The 20,005-nt window shown below is 70.2% G+C and carries 16 protein-coding genes and 2 tRNA genes; 11 read left to right on the forward strand and 7 right to left on the reverse strand.

Features of this window, described 5'->3' with window-relative positions; all coding sequences use genetic code 11:
• Positions 1 to 35: 35 nt before the first annotated feature.
• From atpD to O0235_RS13350, 4 genes are all read left to right on the forward strand, one after another.
• On the forward strand, positions 36 to 1,439 hold the full coding sequence (gene atpD / locus O0235_RS13335) for a F0F1 ATP synthase subunit beta (protein WP_279348178.1): 1,404 nt from the start codon (positions 36 to 38) through the stop codon (positions 1,437 to 1,439).
• A 3-nt stretch (positions 1,440 to 1,442) separates the two neighbouring features.
• Positions 1,443 to 1,886, forward strand: coding sequence for a F0F1 ATP synthase subunit epsilon (locus O0235_RS13340; RefSeq protein ID WP_270056269.1), 444 nt, complete (start codon positions 1,443 to 1,445; stop codon positions 1,884 to 1,886).
• Between the two features lie 106 nt (positions 1,887 to 1,992).
• Entirely contained in the window at positions 1,993 to 3,264 is a 1,272-nt protein-coding gene (murA, locus tag O0235_RS13345) for a UDP-N-acetylglucosamine 1-carboxyvinyltransferase (RefSeq protein WP_270056270.1), read from the forward strand.
• Positions 3,264 to 4,328: a rod shape-determining protein gene (locus tag O0235_RS13350; RefSeq protein WP_270056271.1), complete on the forward strand. Its 1,065-nt coding sequence runs from the start codon at positions 3,264 to 3,266 to the stop codon at positions 4,326 to 4,328. Before murA ends, O0235_RS13350 begins: the two co-directional genes overlap by 1 nt.
• A gap of 43 nt (positions 4,329 to 4,371) precedes the next feature.
• Here the strand turns inward: O0235_RS13350 and O0235_RS13355 are convergent, their stop codons facing one another.
• Positions 4,372 to 5,013 carry a redox-sensing transcriptional repressor Rex gene (locus O0235_RS13355; RefSeq protein WP_270056272.1) on the reverse strand — a complete coding sequence of 214 codons (642 nt, stop codon included), beginning with the start codon at positions 5,011 to 5,013 and terminating at the stop codon, positions 4,372 to 4,374.
• A 211-nt stretch (positions 5,014 to 5,224) separates the two neighbouring features.
• Here O0235_RS13355 and O0235_RS13360 point away from each other — a divergent pair, with 211 nt between their 5' ends.
• Positions 5,225 to 6,313, forward strand: a complete 1,089-nt coding sequence (locus tag O0235_RS13360; protein ID WP_270056273.1) for a pyridoxal-phosphate-dependent aminotransferase family protein — start codon at positions 5,225 to 5,227, stop codon at positions 6,311 to 6,313.
• Positions 6,314 to 6,391: 78 nt separating this feature from the next.
• Positions 6,392 to 8,164 carry a phosphoglycerate dehydrogenase gene (serA, locus tag O0235_RS13365; protein ID WP_270056274.1) on the forward strand — a complete coding sequence of 591 codons (1,773 nt, stop codon included), beginning with the start codon at positions 6,392 to 6,394 and terminating at the stop codon, positions 8,162 to 8,164.
• 9 nt (positions 8,165 to 8,173) lie between these two features.
• Here serA and O0235_RS13370 read toward each other — a convergent pair whose 3' ends face one another.
• Positions 8,174 to 9,457, reverse strand: a complete 1,284-nt coding sequence (locus O0235_RS13370) for an FtsW/RodA/SpoVE family cell cycle protein (RefSeq protein WP_270056275.1) — start codon at positions 9,455 to 9,457, stop codon at positions 8,174 to 8,176.
• 21 nt (positions 9,458 to 9,478) lie between these two features.
• Here O0235_RS13370 and O0235_RS13375 point away from each other — a divergent pair, with 21 nt between their 5' ends.
• The gene (locus O0235_RS13375; RefSeq protein WP_270058078.1) at positions 9,479 to 10,741 is read left to right on the forward strand and encodes a serine/threonine-protein kinase; all 1,263 of its coding nucleotides are present in this window, start codon (positions 9,479 to 9,481) and stop codon (positions 10,739 to 10,741) included.
• 73 nt (positions 10,742 to 10,814) lie between these two features.
• Complete coding sequence (locus O0235_RS13380) at positions 10,815 to 11,912, forward strand: LLM class flavin-dependent oxidoreductase (protein ID WP_270058079.1); 1,098 nt, start codon at positions 10,815 to 10,817, stop codon at positions 11,910 to 11,912.
• Positions 11,913 to 11,992: 80 nt separating this feature from the next.
• Here O0235_RS13380 and O0235_RS13385 read toward each other — a convergent pair whose 3' ends face one another.
• From O0235_RS13385 to O0235_RS13400, 4 genes are all read right to left on the reverse strand, one after another.
• Positions 11,993 to 13,021, reverse strand: coding sequence for an ABC transporter ATP-binding protein (locus O0235_RS13385; RefSeq protein WP_270056276.1), 1,029 nt, complete (start codon positions 13,019 to 13,021; stop codon positions 11,993 to 11,995).
• The gene (locus tag O0235_RS13390) at positions 13,005 to 14,006 is read right to left on the reverse strand and encodes an ABC transporter ATP-binding protein (RefSeq protein ID WP_270056277.1); all 1,002 of its coding nucleotides are present in this window, start codon (positions 14,004 to 14,006) and stop codon (positions 13,005 to 13,007) included. The genes O0235_RS13385 and O0235_RS13390 overlap by 17 nt, the downstream gene beginning before the upstream one ends.
• Before the next feature lie 64 nt (positions 14,007 to 14,070).
• Positions 14,071 to 14,155, reverse strand: a tRNA-Leu gene (locus O0235_RS13395).
• 49 nt (positions 14,156 to 14,204) lie between these two features.
• Positions 14,205 to 14,280: transfer RNA gene (locus O0235_RS13400), tRNA-Lys, on the reverse strand.
• A 173-nt stretch (positions 14,281 to 14,453) separates the two neighbouring features.
• On the opposite strand from O0235_RS13400, the gene O0235_RS13405 reads away from it, so the two are divergent.
• On the forward strand, positions 14,454 to 15,374 hold the full coding sequence (locus O0235_RS13405) for a glycerophosphodiester phosphodiesterase (RefSeq protein ID WP_270056278.1): 921 nt from the start codon (positions 14,454 to 14,456) through the stop codon (positions 15,372 to 15,374).
• 113 nt (positions 15,375 to 15,487) lie between these two features.
• Positions 15,488 to 15,673 carry a hypothetical protein gene (locus O0235_RS13410; RefSeq protein ID WP_270056279.1) on the forward strand — a complete coding sequence of 62 codons (186 nt, stop codon included), beginning with the start codon at positions 15,488 to 15,490 and terminating at the stop codon, positions 15,671 to 15,673.
• A gap of 15 nt (positions 15,674 to 15,688) precedes the next feature.
• Here the strand turns inward: O0235_RS13410 and O0235_RS13415 are convergent, their stop codons facing one another.
• The gene (locus O0235_RS13415) at positions 15,689 to 16,216 is read right to left on the reverse strand and encodes a hypothetical protein (protein WP_270056280.1); all 528 of its coding nucleotides are present in this window, start codon (positions 16,214 to 16,216) and stop codon (positions 15,689 to 15,691) included.
• A gap of 549 nt (positions 16,217 to 16,765) precedes the next feature.
• On the opposite strand from O0235_RS13415, the gene O0235_RS13420 reads away from it, so the two are divergent.
• Positions 16,766 to 19,939 (forward strand): AfsR/SARP family transcriptional regulator, encoded by a 3,174-nt coding sequence (locus O0235_RS13420; protein WP_270056281.1) that lies wholly within the window; start codon positions 16,766 to 16,768, stop codon positions 19,937 to 19,939.
• Positions 19,940 to 20,005: the final 66 nt, after the last annotated feature.

The raw sequence follows: 20,005 nt of genomic DNA on the forward strand, positions 1-20,005 counted from the left end.
TTCGTCGCCAATCACGCGGAGGTCTTGCCATGGTCATGACTGCCACCGAAGGACGCGTCGTCCAGGTCATCGGGACCGTTATCGACGTCGAGTTCCCGCCGGACCGGCTGCCGGCGCTGTACAACGCCGTGAACATCATCAAAGAAGACGGCTCGGTCCTCGTGACCGAAGTCCAGCAGCACCTCGGGAACAACTGGGTGCGCTGCCTTGCGATGGACTCGACGGACGGCCTCCGCCGCGGCGTCCGCGCGGTCGATACCGGCGCGCCGATTTCGGTGCCGGTGGGTCCGAAGGCGCTCGGCCGCATGTTCAACGTCCTCGGCCAGCCGATCGATGACCTCCCGGCGCCCGACGACGCGCCCCGCTGGGCTATCCACCGCGAGCCGCCGACGTTCGAGGAGCAGGAGACCGCGCCGTCCGTTCTCGAAACCGGCATCAAGGTCATCGACCTCATCGCTCCGCTCGTCCGCGGCGGCAAGGTCGGCCTCTACGGCGGCGCGGGCGTCGGCAAGACGGTCGTCATCCAGGAGCTGATTTCGAACATCGCCCGCGAGCACGGCGGCTACTCCGTCTTCGCCGGCGTGGGCGAACGCTCCCGCGAAGGCAACGACCTCTGGCACGAAATGAAGGAATCGGGCGTGCTCCCGAAGATGGCGATGGTCTTCGGGCAGATGAATGAGCCGCCCGGCGTGCGCCTCCGGGTCGCGCTGACCGGCCTCACGATGGCCGAGTACTTCCGCGACGAAGAGGGCCGCGACGTCCTGTTCTTCGTCGACAACATCTACCGCTACACGCTCGCCGGCATGGAGGTGTCCGCGCTCCTCGGCCGCATGCCGTCCGCGGTGGGGTATCAGCCGACGCTGGCGACTGAAATGGGTGAGCTCGAAGAGCGCATCACCTCGACGAAGAAAGGCTCCATCACGTCGTTCCAGGCCATCTACGTGCCGGCGGACGACTACACCGACCCGGGCGTGGCAACCACCTTCGGCCACCTCGACGCGGTCGTCGCGCTGGAGCGGTCGCTGGCGGAGCAGGCGCTCTTCCCGGCGATGGACCCGCTCGCGTCCTTCTCCCGAGCCCTCGAGCCGCGCGTTGTCGGCCAGGAGCATTACGAGGTGGCGCGCGGCGTTCAGCGCGTCCTCCAGCGCTACAAGGACCTGCAGGACATCATCGCCATCCTCGGCATCGACGAGCTCTCGGACGAGGACAAGCTGACGGTGGCCCGGGCGCGGAAGATCCAGCGGTTCCTCACGCAGCCGTTCTTCGTGGCCGAGCAGTTCACCGGCAACCCCGGCCAGTACGTGCCGGTGCGCGAAACCGTCCGCGGCTTCAAGGAGATCCTCGAAGGCAAGCACGACGGCCTGCCGGAGCAGGCGTTCTACATGGTCGGCAACATCGACAGCGCGGTCGAAAAGGGCCGGCGGCTGGCGCAGGAGTAACCGATGCCGCTCACGGTCGAGCTCATCACGGCCGAACGGGTCGTCCGCGTCGAACAGGGCGTGGACGCCCTCATCGTGCCCGGCGCGGAGGGCCAGCTCGCCATCTACCCGAAGCACGCGGCGCTGATGACGACCCTCGAACCGGGCGAGATGGTCATCCGGCGCGCGGGCCAGGAGGATGCGTTCGTCGTCACCGGCGGCTTCCTCGAGGTGAAGAACGACCACATCACGGTCCTCGCCGACGCCTCCGAGGCAGCGGAAGAGATCGACATCGCGCGGGCCGAAGAAGCCCGCCGCCGCGCCGAGGAGCGGATCCGCCGCTACCGCGAGCAGGCCGACCGCGACGTCGACCTCGCCCGCGCCCAGGCGGCGCTCCAGCGCGCGCTCCTTCGCCTGCGGGTCGCGGAGCAGCGCCGGCGGCGCACCACCGGCCGGCCGCAGGTGTAGCACCGCCGCGGGTCACGCGCTGCTGTTTTCGGCCCGCCGCGGGGCCCGAAGGCGCCCGGCGGGCCGTTCGCGTGATGCGGCACGAGCCCCTAGACTGACCTTCGGAATGACCACCCGCGTGCGCGGCGGCAAGTACATCGTCCAGGGCAGCGCCGTCCTGCGCGGGCGCGTCCGCATCTCCGGCGCGAAAAACCACGCGCTTGCCGCGATGTGCGCGGCGCTCCTGACCGACGAGGACGTGGTCCTCGAAAACGTCCCGTACATCACCGACGTCGATTCGCTGGCCGAGCTCCTCCGGAGCCTCGGGGCCGTCGTCGAACGGCTGCCCGACCACGCGCTCCTGCTCAACGCGGCCGGCGTCCGCACCTGCGAGGCGCCCACGGAGCTCATCAGTGAAAACCGCGCATCGTTCCAGGTGATGGGGCCGCTGCTCGGCCGCCACGGCTTCGCTGCGTCGGCTCCGCCAGRGGGCGACGTCATCGGCCAGCGGCCGATCGATGTCCACCTGTCCGGCTTCGAAGCGATGGGGGCCATCGTCACGCGGGAAGGCGAGCGGTTCGTCGCGCGCGCGCCCGGTGGGCTCACCGGGACGCGGGTGTTCATGGACTACCCGTCCGTCTCCGGCACGCAGAACGTGATGATGGCCGCCGTCCTCGCCAGGGGGCACACGACCATCGTCAACGCAGCGACGGAGCCGGAGGTGCAGGAGCTCTGCCGCCTGCTCAATGCGATGGGCGCCCGCATTACCGGCATCGGCAGCCAGATCCTCGAAATCGACGGCGTGGAGCGCCTCCGCGGGACGCGCGCGCGGGTCATGCCCGACCGCATCGAAGCGGGAACGTGGGCGATCGCGGCGGTGATGACCGGCGGCGAGCTGTTCCTCGAAGACGCGCCGTGGGACGTGATGGATGCTTTGCTGCACAAGCTGCGGGCCACGGGCGCGAGCATCACGACGGAGCCGGGCGGGATGCGGGTGCGCGGGGGCGAGCCGATCCGGGCAGTCAGCTTCCAGGCGCTCCCCTACCCCGGCCTCGCGACCGACCTCCACGCGCCGTTCGGCGCGCTCCTGACGCAGGCGAACGGCGTCTCGATCATCCACGAGCGGGTGTTCGATAACCGGATGCTCTACGTCAGCGAGCTCCGGAAGATGGGGGCGGAGATCGTCTCCACCGGCTCGTCGGCCATCGTCTCCGGGCCGACGCCGCTCCACGGCACCCGGGTCCGCGCGCTCGACGTTCGCGCCGGGGCGGCGGTGCTCCTCGCCGCGCTGGTCGCGCAGGGCACGACGGTCATCGACGACATCTACCACCTCGACCGGGGCTATGAGCGGCTGGATGAGAAGTTGCGTACGATGGGCGTCGAAGTGGAGCGCGCCTGATGGCCTTCGAGTTCCTCGCCCCGAAGAAAGTCGGCATCGACCTCGGCACGGCGAACATCCTCGTCTACGTCAAAGGGCAAGGCATCGTCGTCAACGAGCCGAGCGTGGTCGCGCGGCACAACCGCGACAACGCGATCGTCGCGGTCGGCAACGAAGCGCGCGCGATGCAGGGCCGCACGCCGGGATCCATCAGCGTCATCCGTCCGATGCGGGACGGCGTCATCGCCGACTACCTCACGACGGAGGCGATGCTCCGGTACTTCATCGGGCTCGTCACGGGGCGGTTCAACCTGATTCGGCCGGAGGTGATGGTGACCGTCCCGGCGGGGGTCACGAGCGTCGAGCAGCGCGCCGTCCGCGACGCCGCCGAACAGGCGGGCGCGCGCAAGCCCGCCCACCTCGTGCCCGAACCGCTCGCCGCGGCGATCGGCGCGCGGATTCCGATCGGCACTGCCCGGGGGAACATGGTGGTCAACATCGGCGGCGGGCGGACCGAGGCCGCGGTGATTTCGCTCTACGGCATCGTCGTTTCCGAATCGGTGCGCATGGCCGGCGACCGCATCGACGAAGCGATCATCGCCTACGTCCGCCGGCGACATAACCTCATCATCGGCGAAAAGACGGCCGAGGAGATCAAGATCGCCATTGGCAGCGCGCTCCCCATTGACGAGGGGCTCGCGACGCAGGTGCGCGGGCGGGACCAGCTGAGCGGACTCCCCAAGACGATTTCGCTCACCTCGACGGAGGTGGCGCAGGCGATCCAGGACTGCCTCGGAACGATCGTCCAGACCGTGCGCGCGGTGCTGGAGAAGACGCCGCCCGAGCTCGCCGCAGACGTCATCGACCGCGGCATCGTCCTGACCGGCGGCGGCGCCCTGCTCCGCCATCTCGATGAGCTCCTGACGCAGGAGACGGGCGTTCCCTGCTACGTGGCCGACAACCCGCTCGAGTGCGTCGCGATCGGCGCTGGCATCGCGCTCGACCACCTGGATGTCATCAAGCGGAGCCTCCCGACGGAGGAAGAGAACCTCGTCGGGATGTTCCCGCAGGCGGAGCAGCGCTGACCGGGCGGTCCCTGCGCCTCCCGCGCGATGCCCGCGGCGGGGGCTACTTCGCGCCGCCGTACTCGCTGCGCTTGATGTAGAAGGTCATGCTCTGCATGGCGAGCACCGGGTCGATGTGCCGGATGGTGACGTCGTGCGGGACGTGGGCCGTGATCGGCGCGTAGTTCAGGATCGCCTTGATGCCCGCATGGACCAGCCGGTCGACCACCGACTGCGCCTCCGCGGCCGGGACGGCGACGATGCCGATATCGACCCGGTTCGCGCGAAGGTAGTCGTCGAGCTCGTCGATGTGGCGAACGGTGACGCCGCCGACTTCTCGCCCGACGACGCCGGGGTTCGCATCGAAGGCGGCAACGATGTGGAAGCCCTGCGGGCCGAACCCGCCGTACTCGGCGATCGCCTGGCCGAGCCGCCCGACGCCCACGAGGCAGACCCGCCACTGGCGGTCGATGCCGAGGATCTCGCGCAGCTTGGAAAGCAGGCCCTGGACGTTGTAGCCCCGGCCCTGCTTGCCGAAACGGCCGAAATAGCTCAGGTCTTTGCGGATCTGCGCGGGGGTGACGTCGAGCAGTTCGCCGAGGGCCTGCGAACTGACGACCGTCTCGCCCCGGGCTGCCAGCTCGGCGAGCGCGCGCGCATACACCGGGAGGCGGTTGATGACGACTTCGGGGATTTCGAGCGCCATGGCGGGGTTGTGAAATCCGTAACTTTCGGCGGACTATATGCCCCGCTCCCGGCGCGGGTCAACCCTCGCACATCATCGGGTGATGAGGCACAGGCCATAGACGGATGAATTTGTTGCTATCGAATGTGCCGTTTGCGGGCGCTGCATCTTCGATTGACCCATCGCCGATGACCGCTGACGATGAAGGCACCATCTTCCCCCGGAGACGATTGTGAACCTGCGCATCCCYGGCCCGACGCCCTGCCCCGAGGAGGTCCTCGCCGCGGGCGCGATGCAGATGATGAACCACCGCGGCCCGGAGTTCGCCCAGATCCTCCGCCGCGTCACGGATGGGCTGAACTGGGTGTTCGGCAGCTCGACCGATGTTCTCTCGTTCACGACCTCCGGCACGGGCGGCCTCGAAGTGGCAGTCGTCAACACGCTGAGCCCCGGCGACCGCGTCCTCTCCGTCTCGATCGGCTCGTTCGGGGACCGGTTCAAGTCGATTGCGAAGGCCTACGGCGCCGACGTCGTCAGCTATGCGACCGAATGGGGCGAGGCGGCCGACCCGGCGGTCATCGCGCGGATGCTGGATGAGGACCCGTCCATCAAGGCCGTCCTCGTGACCCACAACGAGACGTCGACGGGCGTGACGAACCCGCTCGAGGCGATCGCGAAAGAGGTTCGCGCGCGGGACCGGCTGATCCTCGTCGATGCCGTGAGCAGCATGAGCTCCATCCCCTGCCCGGTCGAGCGCTGGGGGCTGGACGTCGTGGTCAGCGGCTCGCAGAAGGGCTGGATGGTGCCGCCGGGGCTCGCGTTCGTCTACATGAGCGAGCGCGCGTGGGCCGCGAACGCCGAGGCGAAGATGCCGCGCTACTATTTCGACGCCGCCAAGACGCGCGATTCGCTCGCCAAGCTGCAGAACCCGTGGACGCCTGCGATGTCGGTCTACTACGCGCTCGACAAGGCGTTCGAACTGATGCGGGCGGAGGGGCTGGAGGGCATCTTCACCCGTCATGAGGCGATCGGGAACTATACCCGCGAGCGGGTGAAGGCGATGGGGCTGAAGCTCGTCCCCGTGGACGAGCGGTATGCGTCGAACACCGTCACCGCCGTCTGGTGGCCGGACGGCGTGGACGGCAAGGCCATCAGCCGCCGCGCCCGCGAGGAGTTCGGCGTCGTGCTCGGCGGCGGCCAGGGCAAGCTCGAGGGCAAAATCTTCCGTGTCGGCCACCTCGGCTGGGTGCACCAGGCAGAAGTCGCCGAGGCGCTCGACGTCGTGGAGAAGCTGCTCGCGGAAGCCGGGGCAAAGGTCTAACGGGCATCAGCGGGCGACGACCGTGCCGGCCTATGCAGTTTGCATAGGCCGGCTTCGTCATGCATACTGCATAGCACGATGACCCCGGAAGAGTTCGTCGCGGCGCGGACGGCCCTCGGTCTCTCGCAGAGCGCCATGGCGGAGGCGCTCGGCGTCGACCAGGGCACGGTCAGCCGCTGGGAAGCAGGCAAGACGCGCATCCCGCCGCCCATCGAACTCGCGCTCGCCACGCTCAAGGAGAAGCTGCAGCCCATGTCAGAGTCACGCCGTCCCCGTGTCCTCATCGCCGACCCGGTCGCGCCCGAAGGCATCGAACTGCTCCGGCGCGTCGCCGAGGTGGACGTTCGCACCGGTCTGCCGCAGGACTCGCTCATTGCGGCCATCCCGGAGTACGACGCGCTCGTCGTGCGAAGCGAAACGAAGGTGACGCGGCCCGTCATCGAGGCGGCGGCGAAGCTCCAGGTCATCGGGCGCGCGGGCGTCGGCGTCGACAACATCGACCTGGACGCAGCGACGGAGCGCGGCGTCATCGTCGTGAATGCGCCGCAGGGGAACACGGTCGCGGCGGCGGAGCACACCATCGCGCTGCTGATGGCGCTCGCGCGCCACATCCCGCAGGCCGACGCCTCGATGCGCGCGGGCAAGTGGGACCGGAAGAGCTACATCGGGACCGAAGTGCGGGGGAAGACGCTCGGCATCGTCGGCCTCGGGAAAATCGGCTCGGAGGTGGCCCGCAGGGCGGTTGCGATGGAGATGCGGGTGCTCGCCGTCGACCCGTTCGTGCCGGTGGAGCGCGCGCGGGCCCTCGGCGTGGAATCGGTGGACTTCGAGCAGCTGCTCATGCTTTCCGATTTCATCTCGGTGCACCCGCCGCTAACGGCTGCGACGCAGGGGATGATCGGCGCAGCCGAAATCGCCAAGATGAAGGACGGGGTGCGCATCATCAACGTCGCGCGGGGCGGCATCATCGACGAAGCCGCGCTCGCGGAGGCCGTGCGAAGCGGCAAGGTGGCCGGGGCGGCCGTCGACGTCTTCACCGCCGAGCCGCCGCCCGCCGATAACCCCCTCCTTGGCGACCCCCGCATCATCACCACGCCGCACCTCGGCGCGTCGACCGCCGAAGCGCAGGAGCGGGTCGCGATCGATGTCGCAGAGCAGATCGTCGACGTGCTGGAAGGCAGGCCAGCCCGCTACGCGGTAAACGCCCCGCTCCTCGCGCCGGAGACGCTGCAGGTGGTGGCGCCCTACATGGGCGTCGCCGAGCAGCTCGGGATGGTCGCGACCCAGCTCGTCACCGGCAAGCTCGAGGCGATCGATATCGAGTACTACGGTGAAATCACCGAGCACGACACGACGCCGCTGCGGGCAGCCGTGATTCGCGGCCTCCTGCGTCCCATCAGCGAGGAGAACGTCAACATCGTCAACGCCCACCTCATCGCGACGAGCCGCGGGTGGGATATCCGGGAAACGACGCGGGCATCCCACGAGGTGTTCCTCAACCTCGTGAGCGTGAAGGTGAAGACGAGCGAGGCGGAGGTCGCGGTGTCGGGCACGGTGGAGCGCGGGCAGCCGCGCATCGTGCTCATCAACGGCCTCGACGTCGACATCGCCCCCGAGCGCGGCATGTGCATCATCGTCTGCGACAACGAAGACCGCCCGGGCATGATCGGCCGGGTCGGGACGCTGCTGGGCCAGTTCGACATCAACATCCAGTCGATGCAGGTCGGCCGGCGGGMGCGCCGCGGGCGGGCCCTGATGCTCATCGCCGTCGACGAGGAGCCCACCGCCGAGCAGCTGGCGCAGGTCGAAGCGATCGACGGCATCTACAACGTGCGGCTCGTGCGCCTGTAGCGCCGCCGGTCAGCGGCGGCCGGCGCGGGCCGTGTGTGAGAGGCCGAGCAGGAGCCCGGCGAGCCCGAGGTTGACCACGAGGCTCGACCCGCCGTAGCTGACGAACGGCAGCGTGATGCCGGTCGTCGGGATGAGCCGGAGGTTCCCGGCGATGATGACGGCCGCCTGGATGGCGATGAGCAGCGCGATGGCGGCAGCGAGGTAGCGCTCGTAGGTGCCGGATTGTTCGGCGGCGATGCGCAGGCCGGCATGGAGCAGCACGGCGTAGGCGAGGACCACGCCCGCAGCTCCGGCGAGCCCCAGCTCTTCGGCGACGGCAGTAAAGACATAATCGGTGGACGCTGCCGGCACGACCGTCGGCATGCCGCGGCCGAGCCCGACTCCAACGACGCCCCCGGCGTTGATGGCGTACGTCGCCTGGAGCGACTGGTAGCCGCTGCCCGCCGGGTCGGCGCGCGGGTCGAGCCAGGCGTCGACCCGGGCCTGGACGTGGCCGAAGACGGCGTAGCCGATGATGCCGGTCGCGAGGACCATCGCCAGGCCGGCGGCAGCGAAGCGGACCCGCCCGGTGGCCAGGTACAGCATCGCGATGGCGAGGAGCAGGAGCAGCGCAATCGACCCGAGGTCGCGCAGGAGCGCGAGCGCGGCGACCGCGCCGGCGAGCACGAGGGCAAGCGGCAGGACGTACGCTGCCCCGGGAACCCGGGCTGCGGCGAGCCGGTCCACCGGCCGCGACAGCGCACCCCCGGCGTCGGCGAGGTAGCCGGCGAGGAAGAGGATGAGGAACGCTTTGATGAACTCGGTGGTCTGGACGGACTGCCCGGCGATGCGGACCCAGAGCCGGGCGCCATTGATGGTCTGGCCGATGAGGCCGGTCACGACGAGGACGGCGACGGCGGCCAGGCCGCTCGTGTAGGTGAGAGCGCGGAGACGGGCCGGCATGCGCCCCGCCGCGAGGCCCGCTGCGAACGCGACGACGCCGAGCGCGAGCCAGTTCGCCTGCTGGGCGGCTGACGCCGGCGCGAGGCGGGCGACGAAGACGACGCCGAGCAGGGCCAGCAGGGCAACGGCAGGCAGCACTTCCGGCCGGGCGCGCGGCGCGAGGGCGCGCAGCGCCAGGTGCATCGCGATGAGACAAAGCGCGGCCTGCGCTACGATGCGAACCATGCCGCCGGGCAGTTCGAAGCCGCTCGCCGCGAGCGCCCGCCAGCCGAGGAGCAGCAGCGCCAGCGGCCCGGCCAGGAGCGCCGCCTCGGCCGCCCGCTCCCGCGAAAGCGCCTGCTGGAGGTTCACCTGACGCTCTCTGCAGCGGACATCGTAGACGGACGATACCGCCTCGAGCGCTTGCTCGGAACCGGCGGCATGGCCGAGGTGTGGCTCGCCGAAGACCTTCGGCTTGGGCGGTGGGTCGCGCTCAAGGCGCTCCATGCGTCGCTCACGGAAGCGATCGACCCGGAGGCCGTCGCCGCCTTCGAACGCGAAGCGCGGGTCGTCGCGCGGCTCCAGCATCCCAACATCGTGGCCGTCTACGATGCCGGCGAGCACGAAGGCCGGCGGTACATCGTCACCGAATACGTCCACGGGTACACCCTGCGCCAGCTCATCGCCGCGCAGGGCCGGCTCACCGAACAGGAAGCGCTCCGGCTCGGCCGGCAGGTCGCAGCGGCCCTCGCCTACGCCCACGAGCAGGGCATCGTGCATGGGGACGTCAAGCCGGAGAACATCCTCGTGAACGAACACGGGGCGGCGAAACTGGCCGATTTCGGCGTGGCCGAGACGCTCGGACGGACGCTCTCGCCCGCGATGGCGAACGACCTGCTGGGGACAATCGCGTACCTCGCGCCGGAAGTCATCCAGGGCTCGGCGCCCTCGCCGGCCTCGGACCAGTACGCGCTGGCGCTGACGCTCTACGAGGCCGCCGCCGGGCGGCTGCCCTGGGCCGGGAGTTCGCCGGCGGCGGTCGCCGGCCAGCGGCTGGCTGCGCCTGCGCCGCCCCTTCGGCGGTTCGCCCCGGGCGCTTCGGCAGCGTTCGAGGCGGTGCTGGCGCGCGGGCTTGCTGTCGAACCCTCGGCGCGCTACCCGGACCTGCGCGCCTTCGGCGCCGCCCTCGCGTCCGTACCCGCTGTGCCGTCCGCTGCCGCGCCGATCGCCGCGCCGCCGGGCCGCCCGCCGGAGCTGCGGCGGCACACGACGGCGAGGGTGCCGCGCGCACCGGCGCCGCCCGCCCGCCGCAGGGGTTCTGGCGCCGGCTGGTTCACGGTCATCGCGGTGGTCGGCGTCCTGATGTTCGCCGCGGGCGCGGGCGTGCTGCTGGCCGCCCTGCTGACCGATGGCGGGGGAAGCAGTCAGCCTCCTGCTCCGACACCGGTCCCCACCAGCGCACCGCAGCCGACGCCGACGCCGGCTCCCTCCCCGACGCCCGCGCCGAGCCCGACGGCGACACCCTCCCCCAGCCCGTCGCCGTCGCCGAGCCCGTCGCCCCCCGCGACGCCGACAGCCGGTCCGACCGAGATGCCGCCGATGCCCGCGACCGCAACGCCCCCGGGCGTCACGCCTGTCGCGACTCCGACACCTTGACGTTCGTCAAAGTTTTTGCATCGCAGGCATCGAATGCGTCTATCGTGCGATAGCATGGCCGGCGGAGGTGACCATGCAACTCGGACTGTTCATGATGCCGACCCATCCGCCGGAGCGGTCTCCGTTCGATGGCGCCCAGTGGGACTTGCAGATGATCCGCTGGGCCGACGAGCTGGGGTTCGCCGAGGCGTGGATCGGCGAACACTTCACCGCCATCTGGGAGCCGGTTCCGGCGCCCGACCTCCTCATCGCCCAGGCGCTGCTCCAGACGTCGCGCATCAAGCTCGCGCCGGGCGCCCACCTGCTGCCGTACCACCACCCGGCCGAGCTCGCAGCGCGGGTCGCCTACCTCGACCACCTGGCGCAGGGGCGGTTCATGTTCGGTGTGGGTTCGAGCGGTCTCCCCTCCGACTGGCACCTGTTCGATGTCGACGGCGCATCTGGTGAGAATCGCCGCATGACGGCGGAGGCCCTCGACATCATCCTCCGCATCTGGGAGGCGGACGGTGAGATGCGGTACGAGGGGAAGTACTGGACGGTCCACGTGCCGCCGCCGATGGTGGACGGCCTCCTGTACCACCACCTGAAGCCGTACCAGAAGCCGCATCCGCCGATCGGCATCGCCGGGCTCAGCCCGCGGTCCGACACGCTCAAGCTCGCCGGGGAGCGCGGCTTCATCCCGATGAGCCTGAACCTCAGCCCGCACTACATCAAGACGCACTGGGACGTGTACGAAGAGTCGGCGCTCGCCGCGGGGCGGCCGGCCGACCGGGCGAGCTGGCGCATCGTGCGCGAAGTCTTCGTCGGCGAGACCGACGCCGAAGCCCGGCGCTGGTGCCTGGAGGGCAACATGGGCCGGCAGGAGCGGGAGTACCTGCTGCCGCTCTTCCGGGCATTCGACTTCGCCCAGTGGATGACGGCGGACTCGTCGATTTCGGCCGCTGACCTCACGCCGGAGTACTTCGTCGACCACGGCTGGCTCGTCGGGTCGGTGGAGACGGTGACCGAGAAGCTGCTGGCGATGCACCGGGAGGTCGGCGGCTTCGGCACGCTGCTCGTGCTCGGGTTCGATTACGCCGACGCCCCCGGTCCGTGGCGGCAGTCGATGGAGCTGCTGGCGCGCGAAGTGCTGCCGCGCGTCAACCGGGCGCTCGAGCCGGCCGCGGTGTAAACCGCCCCGCTCGCTGCAGACGCACGAAGGGGGCCGAACGTCGGCCCCCTTCCGTTTCGAATTCGACGAAGTGCCCGGGCTTAGACCCGGTGGCACCAGACCCAGTGCTCGCGGTCGGCGGTGCCGACGTTCCGCCAGTCCGGCCGGCGGGCGCGGCATTCGTCGATGGCGATCGGGCAGCGGGTGTGGAAGACGCAGCCGGGCGGCGGCCGAAGCGGGCTCGGCACATCGCCCAGGAGGATGATCCGTTCGCGCTTCCGCTCCACGTCCGGGTCCGGGATCGGGACCGCCGAGAGTAGCGCCTTCGTGTACGGGTGGAGCGGGTTTTCGAAGATGGAGTCGCGGTCGGTGAGCTCCATCATGTGGCCGAGGTACATGACCCCGACGCGGTCCGAGATGTGGCGGACGACGGAGAGGTCGTGGGCGATGAACAGATAGGTGAGGCCGAACTGGTCCTGCAGGTCCTGCAGGAGGTTGATGATCTGGGCCTGGATGGAGACGTCGAGCGCCGAGACGGGCTCGTCGCAGACGATGAAGTCCGGTTCGACGGCGAGGGCGCGGGCGATGCCGATGCGCTGGCGCTGCCCGCCGGAGAACTCGTGGGGGAAGCGGTTGGCGAAGTACGGGTTCAGGCCGACCGTCTGGAGGAGCTGCTGGACGCGCTCCTTCTTCTCCTTGCCGCTGGCGAGCTTGTGGATGGTCAGCGGCTCGCTGATGATGCTGCCCACGGACATGCGCGGGTTCAGGCTCGCGTAGGGGTCCTGGAAGATCATCTGCATGCGGCGGCGGAAGCGGCGGAGTTCGCCGCCCTTGATTTTCGTCAGGTCGGTGCCGTCGAAGACCACCGAGCCGGCGGTCGGCCGGGTGAGCTGGAGGATCGCCTTGCCCGTCGTGCTCTTGCCGCAGCCCGATTCGCCGACAAGGCCGAGGGTCTCGCCGCGGCGGATTTCGAACGAAATCTCGTCGACGGCGCGGACGTCGGCGACCTTCCGCTGGAAGATGATGCCGGAGGTGACGGGGAAGTAAACCTTCAGGTTGTCGACTTTGACGAGCGTATCGCCGATGGCGGCGCGGCCCTCTCGCGTGGTGGAGCTAGTTTGCTGCGCCAACGGGCACCTCCCGGCGGACACGATCAGATTCCCAGCAGGCGGCGTAGTGCTTTTCGCCCACGAGGTTGAACGGCGGGTACTCCTCGCGGCACTTGTCGACGCGCCAGGCGCAGCGAGGATAGAACGGGCAGCCCGGCGGCAGGTGTGCGAGGTCCGGCGGGAGGCCCTCGATGGGGATGAGCTTCTCCTTGCGCGTCTCGTCGAGCCGCGGGACGGAGTTGAGCAGGCCGACGGTATAGGGGTGCTTCGGGTTCCGGTAGAGCTCGACGGCCGACGCGGTCTCGATGACGCGGCCGGCGTACATCACGTTCACGCGGTCCGCGTAGCGGGCGACCACGCCGAGGTTGTGCGTGATGATGATGACGGCGGTGCCGAACTCCCGGCTGAGGCGGTTCATGACCTCGAGGATCTGGGCCTGGATGGTCACGTCGAGCGCGGTGGTCGGCTCATCGGCGAGGAGGAGCTTCGGGTTGCAGCTCATCGCCATGGCGATCATCACGCGCTGGCGCATGCCGCCGGAGAACTGGTGCGGGTAGTCGTCGAGCCGGCGCTTCGCCTCCGGGATGCCGACCATCTCCAGCAGCTCGGCGGCCCGGTTGCGGGCGGCCTGCCCGTGGAGGTCCATGTGGAGCTCGAGCGTCTCGGTGAGCTGGCGGCCGATGGTGAGGACCGGGTTGAGCGACGTCATCGGCTCCTGGAAGACCATGGCGATCTCATTGCCGCGGATCTTCCGGATTTCGTCCTCATCCAGCTTCAGGAGGTCGCGCCCCTTGAAGATGATTTCGCCGGAGACGATCTTGCCGGGGGGCTGCGGAATCAGGCGAAGGATGGAGAGCGCGGAGACGCTCTTCCCGCAGCCGGATTCGCCGACGAGCCCGAGCGTTTCTCCTTCTTCCACCACGTAGGAGGTGCCGTCGACGGCTTTGACGACGCCCTCCTGCGTGTAGAAGTACGTTCGCAGGTCTTTGACCTCGAGTAGCGGCATCCCTTCTCCTTTCGCGCCCGGCGTGGCCGGCAAGACCGGTGATGGCCATGGGGCGGGGTCCGAGTGGTGGGGAAGAGGAGACTCGAACTCCTACGCCTTGCGGCACATGATCCTAAGTCATGCTCGTCTGCCGATTCCGACACTTCCCCACGAAGTGCCCGGGCGGCCGCGTGGCAGCCCGGCGGTCGAACAGGGAGCTGGTGAGCCGCGGAGGACTCGAACCTCCAACCGGCTGATTAAGAGTCAGCTGCTCTGCCAGTTGAGCTAGCGGCCCCCTCAGGACGCGCGGGAGTATATCACGGGCCTTTCGCGTCGCGGCAACTGCGCGACTTGCCAATAACCGCTGCGTTTACGTTACCGCGGCGCGCCCGCCCGGTCCAGCATCCGCAAAGAGGGCCAGACCGTATCTCCCTCGCACGTTAACGCGCTGCCCGGTACGCTCGAACCGTGGGCGCCGACGACGAATGGTTGCGCGAGGCATTGGCTCCTGCCGTGCTCGGCCGCCGGCGCGTCTTCTGCTGTCATTCGGCGACCCTGAGCGGGAAGCACGCGCCGAACTCCCTCGCGGCCGTTCGCGAATGTGTCGAGGCCGGGGTTCCGCGGCTCGAGGTCGACGTCCGGTTCACGGCCGACGACCGGATGGTGTGCTACCACGACGGCACCCTCGAACGCCACTCCACGGGGGCCGGCTCCATCGCTGAGCTGCCCGCGCTGAGCCTCCGGGCCATCACCTACCGCAAGACGGGCGAGCCGCTCGCGTTCCTCGACGAGGTCGTGGAGGCCGTGGCCGGGTCGGGGACGATGCTGCAGGTCGATCTGAAGCTGAACCGGCCGATTTCGCCGGCGCGAGTCCACGCGCTCGAAACGGCGCTTCGGCCGCTGGGTGCCAATGTCATCGTCGGGTCGCAGTCGCCGTGGAACCTCCGCAAGCTCTCCGCGGTGCCGGTCGCGTTCGACCCGACCCTGTTCCTCAACTACACGGCCGGCCGGCGGCAGGCGCCGTACCCCCGCCAGCGGGGCCTCCACGGCTTCTGGGATGATTCGCCGCTCGCGCGCAATCCCTACACGTCCGCGCGCGACTACCTCGAAGCGCGCATCGACGAGCTGCACGGGATGGTGCCGGCGGCCCGCGAGTGGATGGTCGACATCGGGACGGTCCTCCGGATGGCGGAGCTCGGCGTGCTGCTCGGCGAGGAGCTGGCGCAGCGGGGCATCGAGCTCGCAGCGTGGACGCTCAAGGCGCGCGACCCGCTCGAGGCCACGCTCGCCCGGCTCTGGGCGGCCGGTGTCACCACGGTGATTACCGACGTGCCGGGCGCGGCGGCCGCGGCCTGCGCTGCCGGCCGGGCGCGCGCCGGCGTCTCCTGAGCAGCAACGCGGTTCACGGCAGCGTTACGCATTCTTTCCCGCGCCCGACCGGTTGAAACCTGCGGCGGCGGCCGAACCTCGATGCAGGGAGAGACTACCGGGGGATTGCCGGCATGAAACGATTCGCCACCTGGCTGGGCGCCCGCGTCGCGAGGGCGGACGACGAAACGGGGCAGGGCCTTGCCGAGTACGCGCTCATTCTCGCGCTCATCGCCCTGGCCTGCGTGGCCGCGCTGGTCACCCTCGGCCAGGCCATCGCGAACTCCCCGGGCTTCAGCGTCCTCCCGGGCGCCCTGTAGCCGAAGCGCGGCACCTCAGAGCAGGATCAACCCGCAGTTGCGGCCCGTGCCCTGGACCCAGGCCGGGCCGCCGTCGAGCGTCCCGAGGGAATTGACGTACCCCGGTGCGCCCGGGATGTACCGGTGCCAGCGGGCGCCGTCGAACTGGTACACGGCGTCGTAGCAGCCAGTCGCCCGTGCGAGGACGGCCTCGACCGGCCCCGCCGGGAGCATCACGAGGTTCCAGCCCGCCCAGAGCGTGACCGCTGCGCCGTCCTGCCGGGGGAGCGGCGTGGGTGATGGCGTCGGTGTCGGGCTCGGCGTCGGCGACGGTGTCCGGGTCGGGGTCGGCGAGGGCGTCGCGCTGGCCGTCGAAGTCGGGGTCGCTGCCGGGACGGAGGCTGCGGCGCCGGGGCACGGCTGGTTCGCCGGGTACTGGGCGATGACCACGACCCAGGCGACCCGGCGGCCGTCGCTGCTTGCGGCCCGGCCGGCGCCGACGCACTTGAACGGCAGCGACGCCGAAGGCGTGGAAGCCCAGATGCCGCTCCCGGGGTAGGCCATGTCGGCCGCGGCCTGCGCGGCGCTGACCGAGGATCGGCTGGCTGCTGGCGTAGGCGCGGATGCCTTCTCCGCTGCCGTAGGCGTAGGGCGTGCCGCCGGAGGTCGTGCCTGTATAGCCGCAATCGAGGGCCCGCTGCGCCCAGTTGCGGCCGAAGCTGTCGCCGTGGCCGCCCGGGGCGCCGTTGTCCACCTGCCACTGGGCGAACCACGCCGCGGCGGCATTCAGCGCGCCCGATACCTGGAGCGGCGTCGAAGGGCTGACGTTCTGGTCCCGCCACGCCTGGATGAGCTGCAGGAACTGCTGCTCCTGCGCATCGAGCGCGTCGTGCGGGGTCCCGCAGGGGCCGGCGGCGCGAGCCGACTCGCGCGGCGCGGCGGCGGCGACGAGGAGCAGGACGCCGGCGGCGAGCGCCGGCAGGAAGGACCATCTCATGACATCACCAACAGCGGGGGCGCTGGCCGCCTCACCATAACACCGGGCGGTGTGCAAACGTCAACCGGAGCGCCACTGGCGAATCTGAGGGGCCGGGCGTACCATTCCGGCATCGGATGACGGCGACGCTGCTGCCCCCCGCGCGGCCGAAGGCCAGCCCCGGCGGCCGGTTTGCCATACCCCGGCTGCCGCGGCGGGTCGTCGCGCGCCCGCGGGTGGTCAGCGCATTGCACCGCGCCGTGGGAAACGGGGTCATCGCGGTCGTCGCGCCGCCCGGGTACGGGAAAACGACGGCGGTCGCCATGGCGCTCGAGGAGCTCGACTTCGAGCCGCGGTGGCTCACGCTCGATGCGACCGCCCGCGCGCCGGAGGCCTTCGCCCATCAGCTCGGCGCGGCGCTTGCCCGGAACGTGCTGGCGCCGCCGCCGCCCACCGCGCTCAAGCTGAGCGACCTGCAAGCCTACGTGAACGCCGCGGTGTACGACGCCGGTGCGGCGTGCGAGCGCCCGCTGCTGCTGGTGCTCGACAACGTCCACGAACTCGCCGAATCGCACGAGTCGCTGCAGCTCCTCGGGTGGCTCATCGACGCGATGCAGGGCGGGCACGAGCTGGTGCTCTGCGGCCGCGAAATGCCGTTCGTGCCTTCGCTCAACGAACGGCTGGCGACCGGCGACATCGCCATCGTGGGCCGCGAGACGCTCGCCTTCGACGTCGAAGAAATCGCGTCGGCGATCGGCGCGATGGCAGCCGCGGCGGATGCGCGCCGGGTGCTCGAGCAGACGGCCGGATGGCCGGTCGGCGTGATGGCGACCCTCGCCGGAGATGCCGTCGCCGGTGTGACGGCGGCAGATTTCGACCGCTACCTGGCGGCGGAGGTATGGGAACGGGTCCCGCCGGGACTGCGGAGCATGCTCCACCGGCTGTCGCTCCTGCCATCGATCGAGCGGTCGGCGGTCGAGCTCGAGTTCGGGCTGCGCGCCTGGCGCGAGCTCGTGGCGTGGATGAACCGCCGGGACTTCCTCTGCGAGCACCTCTCGCCGCGCGAGTTCCGCCTCAATCCGCTGCTCCGCCAGTTCATCGCGGCCGATTTCGCGGCGAACGACCCGGAGGGCTTCCACGATGCCCTCGACGGCGTGCTCAGCGCGCTCGTTCGGTCGGGCCGCACCGCCGAGGCGGTCGAACTCGCTCGCGCGCAGGGCTCGGAGCTGCAGCTGGCCGGGCTGCTCGAAGCGCACGGCCACGAGCTCATCCTCCGCGGGTCGTTCTCGCTGCTGAAGGAGGCGTTCGACGCCGTCGGACTCGCAACGCTCGACCGGCGGCCGCTCCTGGCCGCATTGAAGGCCCGCACGGAGGCGCACGTCGGCGACCCGGATGAAGCGCTGCGCATCGCCGGGCTGGTGCTGCGCGACCGGGCGGTGCGGGGCCCGGCGCGGGTGCACGCGCACCTCGCGCGGCTGCGCGCGCTTCGGCTGCTCGGGCGCCTGGAGGAGATGCAGCGCGAGGCTGACCATCTCCGGGCGCTCGACTGGGAAGGCGACCCGGCGCTCCGGGCCGAAGTGGTCTACCAGCGGGCGGAGATCGAGCTGAGCGTGACACGGAATTTCCCGCGCGCTGAGGAGCTGCTCCGTGACGCCATCGACGAGGCGGAGCGCCATCACGTGAGCCCGCTCGACCTCCTCGCGCGGTCGACGCTCGGGCAGGCGCTTGCGATGCACGGCGATGCGCCCGCGGCGGTGACGATGCTGACCCGCGCAGCCCAGGGCTGGCGGGCGCTCGGCCGCTCATCGAACCTCGGCTGGACCCTGAACAACCTCGGCATGGCGCACCTCGACGCCGGCGACTTCAAGAGTGCAGTCGCGGTGCTCGAAGAGGCGGTGGCGGAGGGCATCTCCTGCGGGAACCGCCGCAACGTCGCCTACGCCACCGGGTCGCTCGGCGATGCCGAGCTGGCGCTCGGTCACTTCAAAAAGGCGCAGGAGCACTTCGAAGAGGCAATCCGCATCTGCGCGACGGAGGCGCTCGACGAAACGCTCGCGGCGCTCGCGATCGCCGGCCTCTCGGCTGCCTTCCTGGGTCAGGGCGACTTGCAGCAGGCCGATTTCTTCGCCCGCCGCGCGATGCTGGTCGCCCTCGCCTCCGGAAACCAGTACGAAATCGCGTACTGCAAGCTGCGGCAGGCGGCCGTCGACCTCGCCGCCGGCAACGCGCTCGTCGCTGAGCGTCTTGCCGGGGAGGCTGCAGGCGCCTTCGAACAGATGGACGTCGCTCCGTTCGCCGCGGCAGCCTGGTATCGGACCGCTATGGCGCAGTTCCGGCTGAACCGGCGCGCGGAGGCGCAGGAGTCGCTCGCGAAGTGCGCGGCCGCGATCCGTCAGCCGTGGATGACCAACGTGCTTGTCCCGCTCGTGCGCGAGAACCCGATGTTCGCCCAGTGGGCCGCGTCCCGGCCGGCCGCCGGCCGCTGGTTCCGGGACATCCTCGAGCGGCAGAGCTTCCTCGTCAGCAGCGACGCCGGGGAGGCGCCGTCCGAGCCCTCGGCGGGCCGGTTCCCGCGGGTGGTCGCCCGCAGCCTCGGCCGCGTCGCGGTGACGGTCGGCGGCCGGCAGGTGACGGACGAGCAGTGGGCGAGCCTCCGGGCGAAGGAGCTGTTCTTCCTGCTGCTGGCGCACCGGAGCGGCATCCGCAAGGAGCAGGCTGTCGAAATGCTCTACCCGGAGCTGCCGCGCGAGAAGTGCAACTCCGCGTTCCACTCCAACCTGTACCGGCTGCGGCGGGCGCTCTATGCCGAGTGCGTCGTGAAGCAAGACGGCGCGTACCTGCTCAACCCCGAGGGGCAGTTCGAGTGGGACGTCGAGCGCTTCGAGGCGGCGATCGAGCGGGCCCACCAGGCGGAGCCCGGCAGCAAGGAGCGGGCGCTCGCATTCCAGGAGGCGCTCGAGCTGTACGAAGGGCCGTTCGCGGAAGTTTTCGAATCGGAGTGGGCGGCGGCGCGCCGGGCGCGGCTCCACGAACAGGCCCACTCCTCGCTCGCGGCGCTGGCCGGGTACTTCGCCGCCCGCAAGGATTTCGAGGCCGCCGTCCTCTGCCTCGAGCGCATCCTGCGCAGCGACCGCTTCAACGAAGAGGCGGCCTACGAACTGGCGCGCTACCGGAGCCGCGCCGGCCAGGCGGTGCAGGCGCTCCACTTCATCGACCAGTACGCCGAGCTGTATGAGCAGGAGCTCGGTGAGCCTCTGCCGGAGCGGTTTTTCGAGCTGCGGGCAGCCATCGCCGCCGGCGTCGCGGTGTAGTTCTCAGCCGGCCGGCCCTCTCGCGAGAATTTCGTAAGAACCGGGTCATTACCTTCCGGGGCGACA

Source organism: Tepidiforma flava (assembly GCF_027594505.1).
In the GTDB taxonomy this organism is placed as follows: Bacteria; Chloroflexota; Dehalococcoidia; order Tepidiformales; family Tepidiformaceae; genus Tepidiforma; species Tepidiforma flava.

What these genes read in the sequence shown, in the direction of transcription:
- atpD (WP_279348178.1), top strand. Translation starts at nt 36, where the DNA reads ATGACTGCCACCGAAGGACGCGTCGTCCAGGTCATCGGGACCGTTATC.
- O0235_RS13340 (WP_270056269.1), top strand. Translation starts at nt 1,443, where the DNA reads ATGCCGCTCACGGTCGAGCTCATCACGGCCGAACGGGTCGTCCGCGTC.
- O0235_RS13350 (WP_270056271.1), top strand. Translation starts at nt 3,264, where the DNA reads ATGGCCTTCGAGTTCCTCGCCCCGAAGAAAGTCGGCATCGACCTCGGC.
- O0235_RS13355 (WP_270056272.1), bottom strand. Translation starts at nt 5,013, where the DNA reads ATGGCGCTCGAAATCCCCGAAGTCGTCATCAACCGCCTCCCGGTGTAT.
- O0235_RS13380 (WP_270058079.1), top strand. Translation starts at nt 10,815, where the DNA reads ATGCAACTCGGACTGTTCATGATGCCGACCCATCCGCCGGAGCGGTCT.
- O0235_RS13390 (WP_270056277.1), bottom strand. Translation starts at nt 14,006, where the DNA reads ATGCCGCTACTCGAGGTCAAAGACCTGCGAACGTACTTCTACACGCAG.
- O0235_RS13410 (WP_270056279.1), top strand. Translation starts at nt 15,488, where the DNA reads ATGAAACGATTCGCCACCTGGCTGGGCGCCCGCGTCGCGAGGGCGGAC.
- O0235_RS13415 (WP_270056280.1), bottom strand. Translation starts at nt 16,216, where the DNA reads ATGGCCTACCCCGGGAGCGGCATCTGGGCTTCCACGCCTTCGGCGTCG.
- O0235_RS13420 (WP_270056281.1), top strand. Translation starts at nt 16,766, where the DNA reads ATGACGGCGACGCTGCTGCCCCCCGCGCGGCCGAAGGCCAGCCCCGGC.